Origin of the sequence: Candidatus Amarolinea aalborgensis, assembly GCF_900491745.1 — a bacterium.
Lineage (GTDB): Bacteria > Chloroflexota > Anaerolineae > SSC4 > Amarolineaceae > Amarolinea > Amarolinea aalborgensis.
The window spans coordinates 76,990-94,757 of record NZ_UETR01000011.1 but is presented as its reverse complement, the minus strand read 5'-3'; the positions used below and the strand labels follow the sequence as shown (position 1 = coordinate 94,757).

General features: G+C 63.6%; 14 protein-coding genes and 3 tRNA genes. 12 read left to right on the top strand and 5 right to left on the bottom strand.

Annotated features, from left to right (window positions below; translation table 11 throughout):
- Window positions 1-2 precede the first annotated feature (2 nt).
- Window positions 3-605 (bottom strand): TetR/AcrR family transcriptional regulator, encoded by a 603-nt coding sequence (locus ACPQ6D_RS14940; protein ID WP_423225142.1) that lies wholly within the window; start codon window positions 603-605, stop codon window positions 3-5.
- Between the two features lie 146 nt (window positions 606-751).
- Window positions 752-2,152, bottom strand: coding sequence for an O-antigen ligase family protein (locus tag ACPQ6D_RS14935; protein WP_423225141.1), 1,401 nt, complete (start codon window positions 2,150-2,152; stop codon window positions 752-754).
- A 103-nt stretch (window positions 2,153-2,255) separates the two neighbouring features.
- Between ACPQ6D_RS14935 and ACPQ6D_RS14930 the strand changes: the two genes are divergently transcribed.
- The 5 genes from ACPQ6D_RS14930 to ACPQ6D_RS14910 all read left to right on the top strand — a co-directional run bounded on the left by ACPQ6D_RS14930 (window position 2,256) and on the right by ACPQ6D_RS14910 (window position 6,366).
- Window positions 2,256-4,040, top strand: coding sequence for a DUF5107 domain-containing protein (locus ACPQ6D_RS14930; protein WP_423225140.1), 1,785 nt, complete (start codon window positions 2,256-2,258; stop codon window positions 4,038-4,040).
- Window positions 4,037-5,977, top strand: coding sequence for a hypothetical protein (locus ACPQ6D_RS14925; RefSeq protein WP_423225139.1), 1,941 nt, complete (start codon window positions 4,037-4,039; stop codon window positions 5,975-5,977). Before ACPQ6D_RS14930 ends, ACPQ6D_RS14925 begins: the two co-directional genes overlap by 4 nt.
- A gap of 134 nt (window positions 5,978-6,111) precedes the next feature.
- A tRNA-Pro gene (locus ACPQ6D_RS14920) sits at window positions 6,112-6,184 on the top strand.
- Between the two features lie 7 nt (window positions 6,185-6,191).
- Window positions 6,192-6,262: transfer RNA gene (locus ACPQ6D_RS14915), tRNA-Gly, on the top strand.
- A 31-nt stretch (window positions 6,263-6,293) separates the two neighbouring features.
- A tRNA-Ile gene (locus tag ACPQ6D_RS14910) sits at window positions 6,294-6,366 on the top strand.
- A 170-nt stretch (window positions 6,367-6,536) separates the two neighbouring features.
- Here ACPQ6D_RS14910 and ftcD read toward each other — a convergent pair.
- Window positions 6,537-7,427 (bottom strand): glutamate formimidoyltransferase, encoded by an 891-nt coding sequence (gene ftcD / locus ACPQ6D_RS14905; RefSeq protein WP_423225138.1) that lies wholly within the window; start codon window positions 7,425-7,427, stop codon window positions 6,537-6,539.
- A 163-nt stretch (window positions 7,428-7,590) separates the two neighbouring features.
- Between ftcD and ACPQ6D_RS14900 the strand changes: the two genes are divergently transcribed.
- The 7 genes from ACPQ6D_RS14900 to ACPQ6D_RS14870 all read left to right on the top strand — a co-directional run bounded on the left by ACPQ6D_RS14900 (window position 7,591) and on the right by ACPQ6D_RS14870 (window position 15,665).
- A complete protein-coding gene (locus ACPQ6D_RS14900) occupies window positions 7,591-9,255 on the top strand; it encodes a hypothetical protein (RefSeq protein WP_423225137.1) in 1,665 nt (554 codons plus the stop codon).
- A 14-nt stretch (window positions 9,256-9,269) separates the two neighbouring features.
- Window positions 9,270-9,986: a hypothetical protein gene (locus tag ACPQ6D_RS14895; protein ID WP_423225136.1), complete on the top strand. Its 717-nt coding sequence runs from the start codon at window positions 9,270-9,272 to the stop codon at window positions 9,984-9,986.
- Complete coding sequence (locus ACPQ6D_RS14890; RefSeq protein ID WP_423225135.1) at window positions 9,983-11,386, top strand: proton-conducting transporter transmembrane domain-containing protein; 1,404 nt, start codon at window positions 9,983-9,985, stop codon at window positions 11,384-11,386. Before ACPQ6D_RS14895 ends, ACPQ6D_RS14890 begins: the two co-directional genes overlap by 4 nt.
- A gap of 140 nt (window positions 11,387-11,526) precedes the next feature.
- Window positions 11,527-12,882, top strand: a complete 1,356-nt coding sequence (locus ACPQ6D_RS14885) for a hydroxymethylglutaryl-CoA reductase, degradative (RefSeq protein ID WP_423225134.1) — start codon at window positions 11,527-11,529, stop codon at window positions 12,880-12,882.
- Window positions 12,882-13,940, top strand: coding sequence for a hydroxymethylglutaryl-CoA synthase (locus tag ACPQ6D_RS14880; protein WP_423225171.1), 1,059 nt, complete (start codon window positions 12,882-12,884; stop codon window positions 13,938-13,940). Before ACPQ6D_RS14885 ends, ACPQ6D_RS14880 begins: the two co-directional genes overlap by 1 nt.
- A gap of 11 nt (window positions 13,941-13,951) precedes the next feature.
- Window positions 13,952-15,115, top strand: a complete 1,164-nt coding sequence (locus ACPQ6D_RS14875) for a thiolase domain-containing protein (protein ID WP_423225133.1) — start codon at window positions 13,952-13,954, stop codon at window positions 15,113-15,115.
- Between the two features lie 136 nt (window positions 15,116-15,251).
- Window positions 15,252-15,665, top strand: coding sequence for a Zn-ribbon domain-containing OB-fold protein (locus ACPQ6D_RS14870; protein WP_423225132.1), 414 nt, complete (start codon window positions 15,252-15,254; stop codon window positions 15,663-15,665).
- A gap of 242 nt (window positions 15,666-15,907) precedes the next feature.
- Here the strand turns inward: ACPQ6D_RS14870 and ACPQ6D_RS14865 are convergent, their stop codons facing one another.
- Both ACPQ6D_RS14865 and ACPQ6D_RS14860 read right to left on the bottom strand, forming a co-directional pair.
- Entirely contained in the window at window positions 15,908-16,408 is a 501-nt protein-coding gene (locus ACPQ6D_RS14865) for a flavin reductase family protein (protein WP_423225131.1), read from the bottom strand.
- Window positions 16,409-16,435: 27 nt separating this feature from the next.
- Window positions 16,436-17,563, bottom strand: a complete 1,128-nt coding sequence (locus tag ACPQ6D_RS14860) for a DUF1786 family protein (RefSeq protein ID WP_423225130.1) — start codon at window positions 17,561-17,563, stop codon at window positions 16,436-16,438.
- Window positions 17,564-17,768 lie beyond the last annotated feature (205 nt).

Here is a 17,768-nt window from a genome sequence, read left to right as displayed (position 1 = left end):
TGTCATGCAGACGCTTTCTGCACACCTTCCAGCAGCACCCGCACGGCATCGTCCGCCGTGCGGCCCCAATCCGCGCCCTCAGGATCCAGGATGCCCTGGAGTACGAGACCCACGCCCAGCGAAACGAGCACACGGGCCGTCGCCTGCGGATCTACGGGCCGCAAACTGCCTTCAGCCACCCCCTGTGCGATCAGCTCGGCGAACGCGTCACGAAAACGACGATAAGGCTCGATGGTGGCTCGCCAGACGGCTGGCTCCCTGGCTGCCTGACGCCAGAACTCCAGGAACATCGGCACCTGCCCCATGGCCGACTCGAAGACGGCTGTCACCATCCCGGCCAGGCCGAGCAAGCGGGTCGGCACGCTTTCGTTGGCGCCGCGCACGGCGCGCAGTTGTCCATCCAGGTCAGACAGCCACTGCTCGAACAGCGCCATGAACGCGGCTTGCTTGCTGGGGAAATGGTGATAGAAGGCGCCTTTGCTGACGCCGGCGCGCGCGCAAATCTCCGCCACGCCCGTGGCATCGTAGCCTGTACGGGTGAAGCAATCCACGGCGGCCGCCAAAATATGGGCGCGCGTCTCGTCGCTGCGCTGCTGATGCGTCATGCGTTCTCCTGGAAAATACATACCGACCGGTCGGTTTTTATTTTAGCGCCAGCGGGCTGGTCTGTCAAATCGCACACGGCAAAGCGTGCACAGGATCAACCAAGAAACCAAAAGCCACGGACGAGAATCGCTAGGCATCCGGGGGGTCAGGTGGGCGTGATGGGCGTCGTCTCCCGGGCAGCGGCGGCCCAAGCGGCGCCCCAGAGGCCCAGAACAGTCCACGTTAAGAGGCGGCCTTGCGTGGCTTGAAATGGGTAATAATCGAAAAGGCCGATCACAACTAGCGCCAGCAGCGCAGCCGTTGGCCCCAGCAGAGAGGCAGCATGGGTTGGCCGTCTGATCCAGCGGATCGGAGGGGCCAACATGAGCCAGAGCCAGAGAAGACCACCGATGGGGCCAAGTTCAACCAACACGAGCAGGGGTGTCACATGGACTGGCTGTGGGGCGTAGGGGCCGAGCAGATCAAGGTTGCCGGCCAACGTGAGGCGGGTGAACTGCGCCAGGCCGATGCCGGGCCAGGGCGCGGTGATCAAATGGCGCCAGGCAATCGCAATGGTCGCGCCGCGCTCGTTGATAGACCGCGCCTCTGCGCTGGCGCCGGTGAGACCCAGGCGACTGGCAAGAATGGGCCAGGTCAACGCGCCGAAAACAAGGCCGGCGCTCACGAGGAGCAACAGTACGCGGCGCACAAGACGGCGGCGCACGGCCGGTGAGCGGCTTGACAGGATGTGGCTGCCGATGAACAGGCCGCCCAACGCCGTTCCGATCCAGGTGGCGCGCGAGAAAGCAACAGCCAGCCCTGCGCCGGTCAACACAAGCCCAACATACCAGGCCCAGCGTTGGCGTACGTTGCCTGTGGTGACGGTTGCCAGCGCCAACAGGAAAGCCACCGACAAGCATCCGGCTAAGATGTTGGGATGCTGAGTCAAGCCGTAAGGGCGCAGCCAGCGCACCCCAGCGGCATAGACAACGCTCACGCCTGGCATTTGCTGGCTGAGCGGCACTTCGCCCACGAAGCCCAGCCCAACAGCGTGCTGCAAGGCAACCTGCGCCAGCGCGATGATCGCTTGCAGCGAGCTGCCGACCAGCAGCAGCGCAGGCGCCGCACGGCGCAGCCAGGGTGATCCGGCGAGCGCCAATGACCACAGCGTCACCAGGCTGAGGCGCGCGGCCTGGTAGAGCGCCAGGTCACGATCCGCGGCTGCCGTGACCAGGGCAAACGCCAGCAGCGGGAGCGCCAGCAGCGGCCACAATACCCACCGCGGCAGGGCAGACAGATCAGGCTTGGTCACGAGCCAGGCCGCCAGGGCGCAGAGCAACAGCGCATCGGTGGCGTAGAGCGAAAAATCAGTTAATTCGTGGAAGAGAATACCCTCAAAAGGACGGCGTATGATGATCCAATGCCACCACCAGGGTAGTAAAACCAGGGTCAAGGCACCGACGCTGTTACGTGCGGAATTGATGAAGGTGCGAATGGACAACAGATGACCTCGTGAGCCGGCCTCGGTGGGCGCCGGCCCGGCTGCCGCAGGCAGGATGGCACTCATGAAGAGTGCACGATTCTACCACACTGTGAGCAGATCGGAAATTCTCTTGTTGAAATGATGCCTGCGCTTGGCAAGTCGGGCAATTGTGACTATAATCGTTGCCATGCGCACACGATGGTTCGTCAAGGAAATGGGTGATCAAGCGGCTGACAGTGGCAGGCATGGCGACGTGCGCGGGCTGCCTGCGCCGTGGATGACGCCCACAACCCACGCTTTCCCTTTTCGTCTTTTGACGGCCTGGTTGGCGCTGTGGCTGCTCAGTGCGTGTAATCAGTCAACTCCGCCGCCGCCAACGCCGACGGCGACGACCGCTGCATCCACCGCCACCGTGGTGTTGCCCAGCTCAACGCCTGGGCCTGCAGCTTCCTCAACACCCTCGGCGACAAAGCCGAGCACAACACCGACCCTGACCCCAGTGACGCAAACGGCGACGACATCGCCCACGCCTACATCGGCGCGCACCAACGCGCCCGTCGTCTCCCCCACGCTGGCCGCCACATCCACGTCCACGCCCGCGCCGCAGCCAACGCTGGCGACCACCCCCACCGCCGCGCCCACGGTCAGTCTGTATGAACGACAAATCACGCTGAACACCTATCCCTTTGCGGCTTTCCAGCGTGAAGTCACCGACCCGGTCTTCAACTGGTCATGGCGTATGCTGGACCGCGCAGCTTACGAGGCCGCGCAGCCCCAGCCAACGCCGCAGGCGCTGCGTGAGGTTGTGCTGGAAAACGAGTTTCTACGCCTGGGCGTGTTGCCTGATTTGGGCGGCCGCCTGATCGAATGTTACTACAAGCCGACGCGTCACCAGGTGTTCTACCGCAATCCGGTACTCAAACCGTCGCCCTGGGGTCCGCCGGGGCGTGATGGGCTGGAGGCTGGCTGGCTGGCGGCCGGCGGCGTTGAATGGGGCATTCCGGTCGAGGAACATGGCTACGCGTGGGGCACACCGTGGGGCTACGACACGCCGCAACCCAGCCCCGACGAAGCGACGATCACCGTTTTCCAAGAACCGCAGGGCCGTTTGCAGATCAGCGTGGATATCACGCTGCGCGCGGGCGAGGCCGCGTTTACGGTGCGCACCCGGTTGACGAATGCCACCGGGCAGGAAGCGACCTTCAAGTATTGGATCAACGCCATGCTGGCGCCTGGGGGACGCAATCGCCCTGGCCCAGAACTGCGCCTGATCCTGCCCATCAACGAGGTCACGATTCATTCAACGGGCGACAGCACCCTGCCGGGCAGCGGCCAGGCCATGAGTTGGCCCAACTTCCAGGGGCGCGATCTCAGTCGCTTGGGTAATTGGCGCCAATACCTGGGCTTCTTTGCCAGGCCCGCGGCGGCCGCGGGCTTTGCCGGCGTGTATGACCTAGCGGCGGATGAGGGCCTGGCGCGCGTGTTCCCGGCTGATGTAATGCGCGGCGTGAAGTTTTTTGGCCTGGGTTGGAGCGACCCCCTGCCAGCCGCGCTCTACACGGATGATGGTTCCAGTTATGTCGAAATGCATGGCGGGCTGGCGCCGACGTTCGATGAGCGTGTCAACTTGCGCGCAGGTGAAACCCTGTATTGGGAGGAAACCTGGTTTCCCGTGGCTGGCATTGGCACGTTCGTCTACGCTGATCAGGATGGCGCCGTCAATCTGCGCGCGACAGCGCAGGGTTTGCAGATCGCCATTTTCCCGGTGCGCTCTTTCCGCGGCAAGCTGACCGTCTCCGTGGACGGTGCGGCGATTGCCAATCTGCCGGTCACGCTCAATCCGGCGCGACCCTTCGATCAAGTCATTGCCGTACCGGCGAACGTTCCGGCGCGTGCGTCGGTCGCCATCCAACTACTGGACGCCGAAGGCGCGGCTATTCTACAATTCGAGCAGGAGATGACGCTCAGGTGACATCCTTTGACGCCGATTTGATTCCTCTAAGCGCCCCGGCGGCCGATGTCCACGACGCAGCGCCCTCAGCCAGTGCGCCGGGCCAGGTTCAGCCGCCCGCTGCAAGCCAAGAGGAGCGCCAACCAGTCGCGCGAACCACATCACGAAGGCGCTTACGCCCGGCTGCGCGCCGCTGGCGCGGGCCAAGCTGGCGTTGGCTCACAGTCTACAGCCTGGTTCTGATCGTTGGGCTTGTTGGTGTGCTGCTGGCAGGCTTCTGGGGCGTGCGCGCAGGCCTGGAACAACGCAGCATGGCGCAGGCCACGGCCGTCGCCGATCACTACCAACGCGGGCTGACCCATGCGGCCGCGGGCGAGAATGCGCTGGCGGTGGCTGAGTTCGAGGCGGCGCTGCGCCTGCAGCCAGACCACGTTGAGGCGCGCGCAGCCATGCTGCGCGTGATGGCGGCCACGGCCACGCCTCAACCTACGTCGCCGCCGGTGCCAACTCCAACCCCCCCGCCGGTCAGCACACCCTACACGCTCGATGTCCTGCTGGGCGAAGCCCAGTCGCTGTACGATCAGAAAGAGTGGGCGCAGGCCGCCGAGCGCCTGGAGCGCATCCGCGCGACGGATGCCGCCTATGAAGCGAATACCGTTACGAACCTGCTGTACAAGATTTACTACACGACGGCTTCCGACTTGATCGCCGCTGGCCGCTTGGAAGAAGGGATTCGTCAGAGCGAGCGCGCGCTGGCGCTGCGTCCAAACGACAAAGCTGCGCTGGAGCAAAAGCAGCTCGCCACAGCCTACCTGCAGGCCATGGGCTATTGGCAGGCCAACTGGCAGAAGGCAGTCGCCGCCTTTGCAGACTTGTATAAGCTGCAGCCCAACTACCTGGATGTTGAAACGCGGTTGGCCAAGGCAGCCATTGCCTATGGCGATTCGCAGGCTCAACGCGGCGCGTGGTGTGATGCGGCGGCGCAGTATACCATTGCCCTGGACGTGCAGCCCAGCGCTACCTTACGCGCAACGCGCGACGCCGCCAGCAGCCGCTGCAGCAATCAAGCGGCCGCGGCCACACCAACGGATAGCGGCGCAGGGACTGCAACGAGTCCTGAAGGCACGCCGCCGGCTGCGCCCGCCGGCGCCCTTGCCAACGGACGCATCTACTTTGCCACCTGGGATAACGAACGCAACAACTTCGTGCTCTACCGGGTGGCAGCCGCGCCGGGCGCGCGGCCTGAAGCTCTGGTAAGGAACATGCGGCAGCCGCGTGTGGCTCCAGGCGGCGCGCGCCTGGCCGTGCGCAATGTCAGCGGCAGTGAGATTGGGCTAACGACCATCAGCACCAAGGGCGAGATCCTGCGTCGCGTCACCACCTTCGCTGAAGATGGAAATGCCACCTGGTCGCCAGACGGCCAGGAATGGGTCTTTGCGTCCAACCGTGAGGGCGACCGCCGCTGGCGTCTCTACCACGCCTGGGCCGAAGGCACCGAGGCCACGGAGTATATCGTGTTTGGGCGCAGCCCGGCCTGGCACCCTGGGAAGAACATTGCCTATGAGGGGTGCGACGATCAAGGCAACCGCTGTGGTCTGTGGCAAATGACCCCAGACCGCAGCCAACGTACGCCGTTGACCGATGTCGCAGGCGACACATCGCCGGCCTGGTCGCCGGGCGGGAGCCGCCTGGTCTTCATGTCGGCGCAGCGCAGCGGGAACTGGGACATCTTCATGCGCGACTCCAAGACCGGCAAAGTGACGCCGATCGCCGCCAGCCCTGCCATCGAGGGACTCCCCACCTGGTCGCCTGACGGCAACTGGATCGCCTTCCTCTCCAATCGTGACGGCGCGTGGGCGTTGTACATCACCCAACCAACCGCGGCGCCGGTGCGCTTGCTCAACCTGCCGGGCGCGCTGCCAGAGTGGATGGATGAGCAGATTACCTGGGGGCCGTAAGCGGCATACTGAACACTGAACGGTGCACTGTACACTGTACACTGAATGGTAGAACCGACTCTCCGTTCAAAAATCACCATTGACGCCTGTGCGTTTGCCCGCTGTTCGTTTTTGCAGTATACTAAGCGCCTGTTCGGGGCGTAGCGCAGTTGGCAGCGCACAGCGTTTGGGACGCTGGGGTCGGAGGTTCAAATCCTCTCGCCCCGACTGGTTTGCGGGTGTAGTTTAGTGGTAGAACACCAGCCTTCCAAGTTGGCCGTGAGGGTTCGATTCCCTTCACCCGCTCACGCGATCGGCCGTGACGCGCGGCCGCCGGGGGTCCCTAGCTCAGCGGTTAGAGCGGCCGGCTCATAACCGGTTGGTCCTCAGTTCGAACCTGGGGGGACCCATGCCTTGACAGGACGAACGACTCTGCGGGTCGTTCGTCCTTTTGTTGCCGCCGCCCAGGCATCCTGCGCCGACTGCAGCCGCCAACCGACCACTGCGTCCATGCAGATGGACGCCCGGCGGTACGCCTATCAGGCGCGATTTCCATCGCTCGCTTACGGCGGCGGCCCGCTCAAGCGCTTGTCACCCTATTCTCTAGCACCATCTCCGGCGTGAAGTTGTCAATCTGCAGATACCATTGCGCGGCATCCAGCAGCGCTTGCTGCGGAATCATGCCCACCAACTCCGTGCGTTCGATCCCACAGCCGTAGCGCGCCGCCTCTGAGCGAATCATCTCCACGGCGCGGTGAATCGGCGTTTGCATGAAATCGGTCAGATTCATGGAAACCTGCGCCTTCCCCTCCACCAGCAGCCCCATCGCCTTGACGAAATGCAGTCCGCCGCTCGAATGACGCAGGGCTTTCGCCACCTTCTTGGCGATCTCGACGTTCGTGGTGTTGAGATAGGCATTGAACGCAATCAAGAAGGCGCGCGCGCCAATGATCGTTGCGCCAGCCGGGCCCACGCGGCTCGGCCCATAATCGGGGGTGCGCGCCGGATTGGTGGCAATCTCCGTCTTAAGAAGTTCATACTGCCCACGGCGTACATCCGCCAGGTTGACGCGCTCCGGTCGAGTCGCAGCCGCCTCGTACAGAAAAACCGGAATCTGCAGCTCGCTGCCGACGCGCTGCCCCAGGCGCTGCGCCAGCGCCACACACTCAGCCATCGTCATGTTGCGCAGCGGTACAAACGGCACCACATCGGTCGCGCCCAGGCGCGGATGCGCGCCTTGATGCTGGTCCAGATCAATCAACCTGGCGGCCGCGGCAATACCCTGCCAGGCTGCTTCCAGCACCGCTTCTGGCTCGCCCACCAAAGTCACCACCGAGCGGTTATGGTCTGCGTCGCTTTCCACGTCCAACACCGAAACCCCCGGCCGACGCAGCGCATCTACAATCGCCTCTACCACCTCTGAACGGCGCCCTTCACTAAAGTTCGGCACACACTCGACAAGTTTTTGCATGCTCTGTTTCCCTCCGATTCTCCGCTTGCTCTTTCAGGGTCTTTGCTAGACTGTGATTCTAAAAGTTGCGCCATGATTATGCAAATCGGGCGCGCGCTGTTTGGCGCCCCTTCCGCCGTGTGGTAGAATCGGTTTCACACCTTATGATAGAGAAACTGCGGTTTTGAGCGCTACTCTGGCGTCCCCCATCGGGCCAGTCATCGCCCTCCTGGTGGGAGCGCTTGCTCTGGTTCTGCTCGTGCGCTGGCGTCAACCTGGCTGGCACAGCGGGATTGCCGCGCTATCCGTGCTGATGGCGGGGCTGCTCTGGTACCAACTGCGCAGCATGCCCGACCAGGCGGTGTTCGAGCGCCCCTGGGAAGTCATGGTGCTGCCGCCTGCGCAGATGGTGTGGCAGGTTGATGGATGGGCCTGGCTGTGTGGGCTGCTTGCCCTATTGGTGACGGCGATCGAGATTCTTTTCAACTGGGATTCTGCCGGCTGGAACACCCCTCAAGTCCACAGCCGCCGGCTGCTGGCCCTGGCCGCCGCTCTGCTCATGGTCTCATCCAGCAACTTGTTGACCTTCGCCAGCATGTGGATTCTGTTGGAAATTGCGTTGATTGCCCGCGGCGTCGCGCAACCGCAGCAGGCCATCGTCGTCAGCGGCGCCCTCGGCGGATTGCTTGTGTGGCTGGCCCTCAGCCTCTCCGGCCTCGATTCTGCGCAGCTGCCACTCACGGCAGGCGCCCTGGCCTCGCTGCCCATTCTCTTTCTTCTTCTGGCCTGCCTGTGGCGACTTGCATTCTATCCCTTCCACGCCTGGCTCCTGGCCTCTGCCTCCTACGGCCGGCCCGCCCGCCTGACAGAATTCTTGCTGCCGGCGACAGTCGGACTGGCCTTGCTGGGCCGCATCTACCAGGTGGAGTTGGCCGTTGAACTGCGGCAGCCGGTGTGGCTGGCGGTCGGACTGGTTGGCCTATTGGGCAGCAGTCTGGCGGCCTGGCTGGACCCCAATCAGGAGCGCAGCCTGCTCCTCGTGGCCGCCAATCGCGTGACATGGTGCATTGTGGCCATGATCCTCAGCCCCGCGACCGGCGCGGCTGCGGCGGCCTGGCCCATCATTACTGTCGCCCTGGGCCTGAGCGGGCTTGTGGTCGGTCTGGCCAGCGCGCGGGTATCGGGCTGGCGACTGCCCCTGGCGCTGGCCATGCTGGCGCTCATCGGCATACCGGCGACTATTGGCTTTCCCGTGCGAGTCACCATCGCCACCCTGCCCACCTTGCAGGACGCCCTACTGCCTGGTCTAAACATACTACGCTGGCTGCTCACCCTGCTGGCGGATATGGTCGCCGTAGCGGCCATTCTGCGCCATTGGCCGGCGGCTTCGCCGACAACCGCGGGTGAAACGCTGACCGGTCAACGCTGGCTGGCGACGCGTCATCTGATCGGTTTCGTGCTTTTTGCTGCACCGCTGCTCGCTTTGGGGCTGCAGCCGCCGCTGCTTGCGCGCTGGCTTGGCCTTCTGGAACCGACCGTGCTCTTCGATTCATGGTGGTCGCAGATGCGCGGGCTATCAGTCTGGATGTGGCTGGGCCAGGGGCTGGCGGTTGGCGCAGGTTACCTGCTGGCGCGCTGGCGACCGCGGCTGCTGACGGCGCAGATCACTCAGCAACGCGTGATCGCCCAGGTCGTGGACCTGGACTGGTTGCTGACTGGCTTACGTCTTGCTGGTCGCGGAATCACGCTGGTCGTGCTCTATGTCACCAGTTTGCTGGATGGCGCAGGCTATGTCGGCTGGCTGGCCCTAACCGTCCTGCTTATCTGGCTGCTGCAGGCTGGAATCTAGAAAGACGCATCATTATGCCACCTATCCCATCCTTATCCAGTCTCGCGGCAGCCCTGAATGCCGTATCCGGCGTGCCGGCCATTTCCGTCGCCATGGTGGCTGCGGCTTTGCTCATCATCGCGGCCGACTGGCGCGCGATCCTGCTCATCCTGCAGCTGCTCTATCTGGCATTGGCGGTTATCAGCATGCGTCTCATGCCGCCTGAATGGGCGGTTCTGCGCATGTTGGTGGGCGCGCTGATTGGCATCATGTGGTACTTGTCGGCTCGCCAGATTGGCGATAACCGCTCCGGCCGCGCCCAGCCAGCGCGGTCATCAGCCCGAAGCAACAAACAGCAGCCACGGCCCACACCGGCGATCCGCTGGCCGGTACTGTCCACCACCATGCCCTTTCGTATTGTAATTGTCGTCATGATCGGCGTTGGCTTCTTGTTGACCAATGTCAACGTCGCTCTGCCCGGGCTTACGCCCGAAACCGATTTCCTGTGTCTTTGGCTGGCCGTCATGGCTCTGCTGGCCCTGGCCCTGGAAGAAGAGCCGCTCAAGGCCGGGATCGGACTGCTGATGTGGCTGGCCGCGGTGCAAATCTTCTATGCCAGCCTCACGCACGATGCACGCATGATTGGCGTGATCGGCGCCCTGGAACTGCTGGTCGGTTTGGCCTGCGCCTACCTCATGGTGGCTCGCGCCGCTCCGATTCCCGCGGCGCCAGATCAGGAGCGGCGGTCATGATCAGCGGCGCCATCCTGCTTGCGGTCGTACCGGTAGTGGCCGCCGCGTTGGCCTACGCCTTGCGCCGTTTTGCCACCCTGGCCGTAGGCATTGCTGTCGCCTTGATCCTGGGGCTTGGGCTGCTCATCTGGATCGTGCCGCCCAACCTGCCAATCTCCCTGGCCGGCCGACCGGTGCTGCTGGGGCAAGAAGTGGCCTGGGGAGGAATCGCCCTGCGTTTCACCGAGGCCCTGCGTCCTTTCCTGAGCTTTCTCTACCTTATCACCATCATCGCGCTCATCTTCGCCTGGCGCATTTCGCAAGGGCGCACCTTCTTCGCCGCGTCTCTGCTGGTCACGAGCCTGACGGGTCTCATCATGATGGTGCGACCGCTGGCGCTGGCGCCGTTGGGGCTGGCCTTCATTGCCTGCGTGGGCGTCTTCATCGTCCAATCGGGGCGCGCGGGGTCGACGCGGGGCGCGTTCCGCCAGCTCTGGCTGCCGCTGGCGGCCTTCCCGTTGTTCCTGACCGCAGACTGGTTCTTGCAGCAGATTCCATTCAACCCGGATGACCCCCTGCCGCTGAGCATGGCGATCGCCCTTTTTGGTTGGGGGCTGACTCTCCTGCTGGCCCCAACTCCGCTGCACGGACCCCGTGTAGCCTTGGCCAATGAGGCGCCGCCGCTCGTAGCCGCCTTCTTGCAGCTAACCAGTGAAGCAGTCATCCTCTACCTCGTGCGCGCATTTACCTCCGATTACGTCGCGATCATCAACGATTTCAACCTGGCGCGCGTGCTCATCTACGGCGGGCTTGCCAGTATGGCCTGGGGCGGTTTGGCGGCGCTGGGGCAGCGCGACTTTGCGCGGCTCTGGAGCTATGCCGGCCTTTACAACTATGGCAATCTCTTGCTGGCCATGGGCCTGGGCTTGCTCAGTTCATGGACGCTGGTGCTGCTTCTCTTTGGCGCGCGCACGATTCTGATTCTGCTCGGCGCGATGAGCCTGGCCCTTTTACGGCAGCAGGCCGCGTCCACGGAGTTCGACCGCATCAGCGGCCTGGCCAACCGCCTACCCTGGACGGTGGGCGGCCTCTTGGCTGGCGGCATGGGCTTGATCGGCTTTCCGTTGACAGCCGGTTTTGCCAGTCAGTGGACGCTGCTGCAGCAAGTCGGCGTGCGCGATGCCCGTTGGCTCCTGGTCATGATACCGGCAGCGCTTGGGGTGGCGATTGGGTTCTTGCGCGGCCTGGCGGCCCTAGGCGGCAGCACTGCGAACCCCCAGGTGCGCCGCGAGCCGCTCGTCGCTGGCTGGCTGGTGGCCGTGGGGGTCCTCGTCAGCGCCGTGCTTGGCCTGGCGCCACAACTGCTGACCGGTCCCGTGACCGCCGCGCTGGCGGCGCTGGCGTCCTTGATCGGGCGTTGACCTGGCGGCTGGCGTTCGCCGATAGCCCCTGGAAGCAAGCTGATAGGTTTTGACAGCGTCTGACCTGTAAAATGGGGCTGGAATGAGCATCAAATTGAATAGTGGCGCCCGCCGGCAACAAGCCGCTGCGGGCGCATTGTATGTCTTGGGAATCATGCATGAACAAATCTTCACGCCTGAGTGGCTTTTACCAGTTGAGCTGCGAAGAACGGGCTGCGATCGTGGCCGAATGGGCCGAGTTGACCCCGGATGAACGCCGTGTGCTGCAAGCCGGGTTGAGCCTGGGGCAGGCCAGCTTCATGATCGAGAACGTCATCGGCTTGTTGACCTTGCCGCTTGGCATTGCCACCAACTTCTGCATCAAAGATGAAGATGTCCTGGTGCCGATGGCGGTTGAGGAGCCGTCCATTGTCGCTGCCGTCAGTTTTGCGGCGCGCCTGGCGCGCGCGGGCGGCGGCTTTCGCACGGGCAGCAGCGAGTCGGTGATGATCGGTCAGGTTCAGCTGCTCGACCTCCCCCGGCATGATCTGGCGACAGCCGCGGCGGCGGTGCGGGCTGCGGAAGCAGACATTCTGGCCGCGGCGAACCACCTTCATCCCAGCATCCAGGCGCGCGGCGGCGGCGCCCGTGGATTAGAGGTACGCCCGCTGCCGGATACGCGGGCTGGCCCCATGCTCATTGTGCACCTGCTGTTCGACACGCGCGATGCGATGGGCGCGAATGCCGTCAACACCGCGGTTGAGGCCATTGCACCGCTGCTGGAGACGCTGACCGGCGGCCGCGCGCTGCTGCGCATCCTCTCCAATCTGAGCGATCAACGGCAGGCCTGGGCCGAGGTGACCATTCCTGTGCAGGCGCTGGCAACCACCGACCTGGCTGGCGCGCGCGTGGCGCAGGGCATCGTAGAAGCCAATGCGTTTGCCGTGGCCGATCCGTATCGAGCGGCTACGCACAACAAAGGCATCATGAACGGCATTGATGCGGTGGCCCTGGCAACAGGCAACGACTGGCGCGCGCTGGAGGCCGGCGCGCATGCCTACGCCGCGCGCCGCGGGCAGTATCGCGGCCTCACCGATTGGCAGCTGGTGCCGTCATTGGGCGCGCAGGCTGGAGCCGAGCTGTACGGGCGCCTGCAAATGCCGTTGGCCGTCGGCGTCGTAGGCGGCGCCACCAAGGCCCATCCTACGGCGCAGGTGGCGCTCAAGATTCTGGGGCAGCCCAGCGCGCGCCGGCTGGCTGAGATCATGGTCGCGGTGGGGCTGGCGCAGAACCTGGCAGCCATGCGCGCCCTGGTCACAGACGGTATTCAGCGCGGGCACATGGCCTTGCACGCCCGCCAGGTCGCGCTGGCGGCCGGCGCGCAGGGTGACGAGGTCAGCGCCATCGCCGTCCAACTCGTGCGCGAGGGGCAAATCCGGCAGGCGCGAGCAGAAGAACTCGTACGGGCGCTGGGTGACGAGCGCCCGTCTGCGCACATTGGCAGTGATTCGAGGTAATTTCTATGTTGATGAAACCAAAACGACAAGTAGGCATCGTTGGTTATGGCGCTTACGTACCGCGCTTTCGCCTGCCGGTAACAGAGGTGTCACGCGTGTGGACCGATGGCGAAGGCGGCGTGCCGATCAAAGAAAAGGCCGTGCCCGGCCTGGACGAAGACACCGCCACGATGTCCATCGAAGCGGCGCGCAATGCGCTGGCGCGCGCCGCCATTGACCCACGGCTCATTCGCGCGGTCTGGGTGGGCAGCGAATCGCATCCGTATGCCGTCAAACCGACGTCCACCATCGTGGCAGAGGCGATTGGCGCCGTGCCCACGACGCAGGCGGCCGATTGGGAGTTTGCGTGCAAGGCAGGCACCGAAACCTTGCAGGCATGCTTCGGCTTCGTCGGCTCACACATGGCGGATTACGCCCTGGGCATTGGCATGGACGCGGCGCAAGGACGCCCCGGCGACGCCTTGGAATACACCGCGGGCGCAGGCGGGGCCGCGTTCATTATTGGCCCAGGCGAGGAAAGCGTCGCCGTGCTCGAAGGTTCGCTGTCGTACGTGACTGACACGCCCGATTTCTGGCGCCGGCCCTATGCGCACTACCCGTCGCACGGGCAGCGATTCACGGGCGACCCGGCCTATTTCCATCATATCACGACCGCGGCCGAGATGCTCCTGAGTGAAATGGGTCGCACGGCGGCGGACTATCGTTTTGCCGTTTTTCACCAACCAAACCTCAAGTTCCCGCAGAAAGCGGCCAAGACCCTGGGCTTTACGCCGGCGCAAATCGAAACAGGTCTGCTGGTGAGCCTCATCGGCAATACTTATGCCGGTTCTTCGGTCATCGGCCTGACCGCGATCTTGGATATTGCAGAACCGGGCGACCGCGTGCTCATCGTCTCCTTTGGGTCAGGCGCGGGCAGCGATGCCATTTCGTTCGAAGTGACCGACCGCATCGCGCAGCGTCGCGACACGGCTCCGCTGACGCGCCAGTATATTGAACGACGCAAGGAAATTGACTACGCCACCTATGTCCGCTATCGCGGCAAGCTGCAGACGGCGTAAGGAGTGTTGCTGTGAGATCAGTGAGTATTATCGGCATTGGACAGACGCCCGTCGGCGAAATTTGGGACCGCTCGCTGCGCCATTTAGGTCATGACGCCTTGATCGCCGCGCTGAGCGACGCCGGCGTGGAGTCCGTTGACGCCTTGTATGTGGGTAACATGCTCTCCGGTGAATTGGCCGGACAGGAACACCTGGGCGCGCTGATGGCAGACTTCGTGGGCTGGCGCGGCGTCGAAGCCCTCAAGATCGAGGCGGCGTGCGCTTCAGGCGCGGCCGCGCTGCGTGTGGGTTACCTGGCCGTAGCCAGCGGAGCGCACGACGTGGTGGCGGTGTTGGGCGTCGAGAAAATGACCGACACTGCGGGCGAGGAGACCACGACAGGCCTGGCGTTGGCGGCCGATCAAGAATACGAAGCGGCGGAGGGCGTTTCCTTCGTGGGGCTTAACGCCATGCTCATGCAGCGCTACATGCACCAGTACGGCGTCAAGCACGAGGCGTTCGCTAATTTCACCGTCAACGCGCACCGCAATGCGCTGAACAACCCAAATGCCATGTTCCACCTACCGCTGACAGTCAAGGATTATGTCAAATCAAGCATGATTGCCGCGCCGGTGAACCTGCTCGATTCCTCGCCCATTTGTGACGGCGCCGCGGCCGTCATCCTCTGCGCAAGCGACCGCGCCCGCGAATTCGGGCTGAACCGCCCACCGGTGCGCATCCTGGCGTCTGCCGTGGCGACCGATACCCTGGCCGTGCACGACCGGCGTGACCCACTGATGCTGGAAGCCGGTTTTCTGAGCGCGCAGCGCGCCTATGCCCAGGCTGGCATGACGCCGCGTGACATCAACCTGTTCGAGGCGCATGACGCGTTCACCATCATGTCGGCGCTGTCATTGGAAGCGGCCGGTTTTGCCGATCCGGGCCACGGTGTGCGCCTGGCAGAGGAAGGCGAAATTGCCATCGGCGGCCGGGTTCCCATCAGCACAATGGGGGGTTTGAAAGCGCGTGGGCATCCCGTGGGCGCGACCGGTGTTTATCAAATTGTGGAACTGGTGCAGCAGTTGCAAGGACAAGCAGGCGCCAACCAGGTGCCTCATGCGCGCATCGGCATGGCGCAGAACATTGGCGGCAGTGGGGCCACCATTATCACCCATATTCTCGCCAATGAACCGTGACGAAGGCCTGTCAGAAGCTGTCAAACTTGCCTGTTGTTGTGAAAGATGAGACAAGTTGATAGGTTTTGAGAAAAAAGTGTGATAGAATGAACGTGATTGAGGGCTTTTTCACCCAGATACGTGGAGGTCAATGACCATGGGAGTTGCACGAAATTGGCGCACGCGGCGCCAACGCTATAGCCTGATGGGCGAAATTTGTGATGAATGTGGGAAGGCCATTTTCCCGCCGCGGGATGTATGTCCCCACTGCGCCGAACCGGCGCAGACGATGCAGCAAATGAGTGGGCGCGGCGAAGTCTACTCGTTCACAACGATGTACGATGCGCCGGCCGGGTTCGAGAGCTACTTGCCGTACACTGTGGCCCTGGTGAAGCTGAACGAAGGGCCGATGCTGACGGCTCAGCTCACCGATATCGAGTCTGACGATGTCAAGATCGGTATGCCGGTGGAGATGGTCACACGCAAGTTGACCGAAGATGGGCCTGAAGGCGTGATCGTTTATGGCTACAAATTCCGCCCGGTGCTGACTGCAGCCGGGCTCGCTGCCTAAACCAAGAAAAATGCAATTACTCAGCCGGCCCCCAGCATCGGATGAATCCGACGCCTGATACCCCTGAAAACCCGCTGAAGCGGGTTGCGGGCGGCGTTTCGAACCTGCTTCAGCAGGTTTCCCCCATTTCAGCCGCCGATTTCAATCGGTGGCGACAGATGGCTGAGTAGTTAAAAAATGCAAGCGCCGGGTGTTGAAAACGCCCGGCGCTTTTTTATGCCTGCTGCGAACCGCAGAAAACGCTAACCGCCGTACGACCAGGGCGATTCCCACAGTTCAAGGGGCGTGAATGCGGCGAGACGCAGCCCGGCCTCCACGACATCCGCAATGAGCAGTGTGTGATCGCCGCAATCCTCGATGCTGCACATATTGCGGCACTCGATCCAAGCGGCCGCATCCACGAACAAGGGGCAAGCAGTCTCGCCCGGGCGGCAACGATAGCCGTGGAGCGTGTCCTGATCGAAGCCTGCCTGCACGTACTGAAAGAAAGCCTGCGCCATCTGGTTTTGCTCGCGAGCTACAAGATTGAGAGCAAAAACCTCGCTGTTGAGGATGTGCTGTAAGATGCGCGATGACGTACGCAGCGCAACAACCAGGCGCGTCGGCTCGAATGACGTCTGCATCACCCAACTGACCGAGGCCGCGTGCAATCCCTCGTGATCGCGCGTGGTGATGATGTGAATGCCATACGGAATGTGCCGCAGCACTTCGACGCGGGTTCCTGTCAGCTCATAGTCGCTCATTGTTTTCTCCTCGTCGTTTCTATGTGTTCACCAAAGGCTGACGCCCTGCCCGTTGTCCACGGCGTGGACGATTTCGTCGCGCCAGTTGGCAAAATGATCGGCGCAGGCGCGCAGCAGCCCAAAGCAGCCGGCCATCATTTGGTCGCCGTGCGGCGCCGCCGGGTATACGGGCAGCCGGCCGCCGTTGAGCAGCGCGCGGCGGGGCCCCGTGACCGCGACAAAATCAAGCCCCACCGGCGCCGAATCCAGCACCACGGCGCCATGCCCATGCCCGGCAAAGACCTCCGCGTGGCTGATGGAGCCAGCGGCCAGGCGCTCGATCCAGCCGGTTAGCGTCTCCTGGGTCAGCAGCCCGGTGTGATGCTCGAACAGGCGCACAAAATGCCCGTCCAGGTACTGAAAGGCCAGGCAATGGAAGTTGCCCACGTTGGCAATCAGCGCTGATGGGTGCGCCCTGACCACCGGGTCGTCCCAAGCGCCCAACACGGCCGCGGGCGCGGTGTCCATCACCAGCAGCGGCGCTGAGACTTCTGCGCGGGCGCTGTCCACCACAGCCTGCAAACGGGTCATGATCGGCGGCACGGCCGCCGCCGGGAAGGCAAAAGTGGACAGGCGGCTGTCGGTCTGCAAACGCGCGGCCAGGTAATCCAGGCGAAACTGGCGATCGCTGACGGCCGGCGGGGCGTCGCCGTGGTCGAACACCGCGACGGCCACCGCATCCGGTTGCAGGGTCAGGCCAAAAGCAGCAAAGGCCTGCGCGATCACCGCGTAGTCAAAGTCCTTCAACACCACGTGCGCCATATCCGACCGCCGGGCCAGCGCCGCGGCCTCGTCTGCGCTCACGACTTCGATGCCCAGGTCGCGGCGCACGGCCTCCAGGTCGTCGTTGAAGGTGCGCGCGGCGGCCGCGGTGGCCCAGATGGGCAGCCCGGCCTTGTGATGATCCTCCGCGGCCCAGGCGCTCGGCCCGCCGCCCATCAGCACGCCGCTGAGCAGAAGCGGCTGCCGGGCGGCCGTCGCCTGGCGAATCTGCGCGGCCACGCGCAACGTGGGTGAGGGCGCCACCAACTTCAGGCAGTTCTCCGGATCGCGCGTCGAATCGAACCACAGAATGTCTTGCGTGCCGGTGCCGATGTCAACGACTAAGATATGCATGCGGTTTCTCCAAGCGTTGAATAGTGGGAGTCGGTTCAGGAATTGGCAACATGGATCCTCCGCATTGGCAGTCAGATCAGCAATACAAAGTCAGCACGCACTAGACCACAAGGAACGCATAGAGCACAAAGAAACGGCAGAAGAGTCGCAGATTGGCGGGGTCTTTGTGCTCTTTGTGTTCTATGTGGTAGAAGAATCGCTCAAA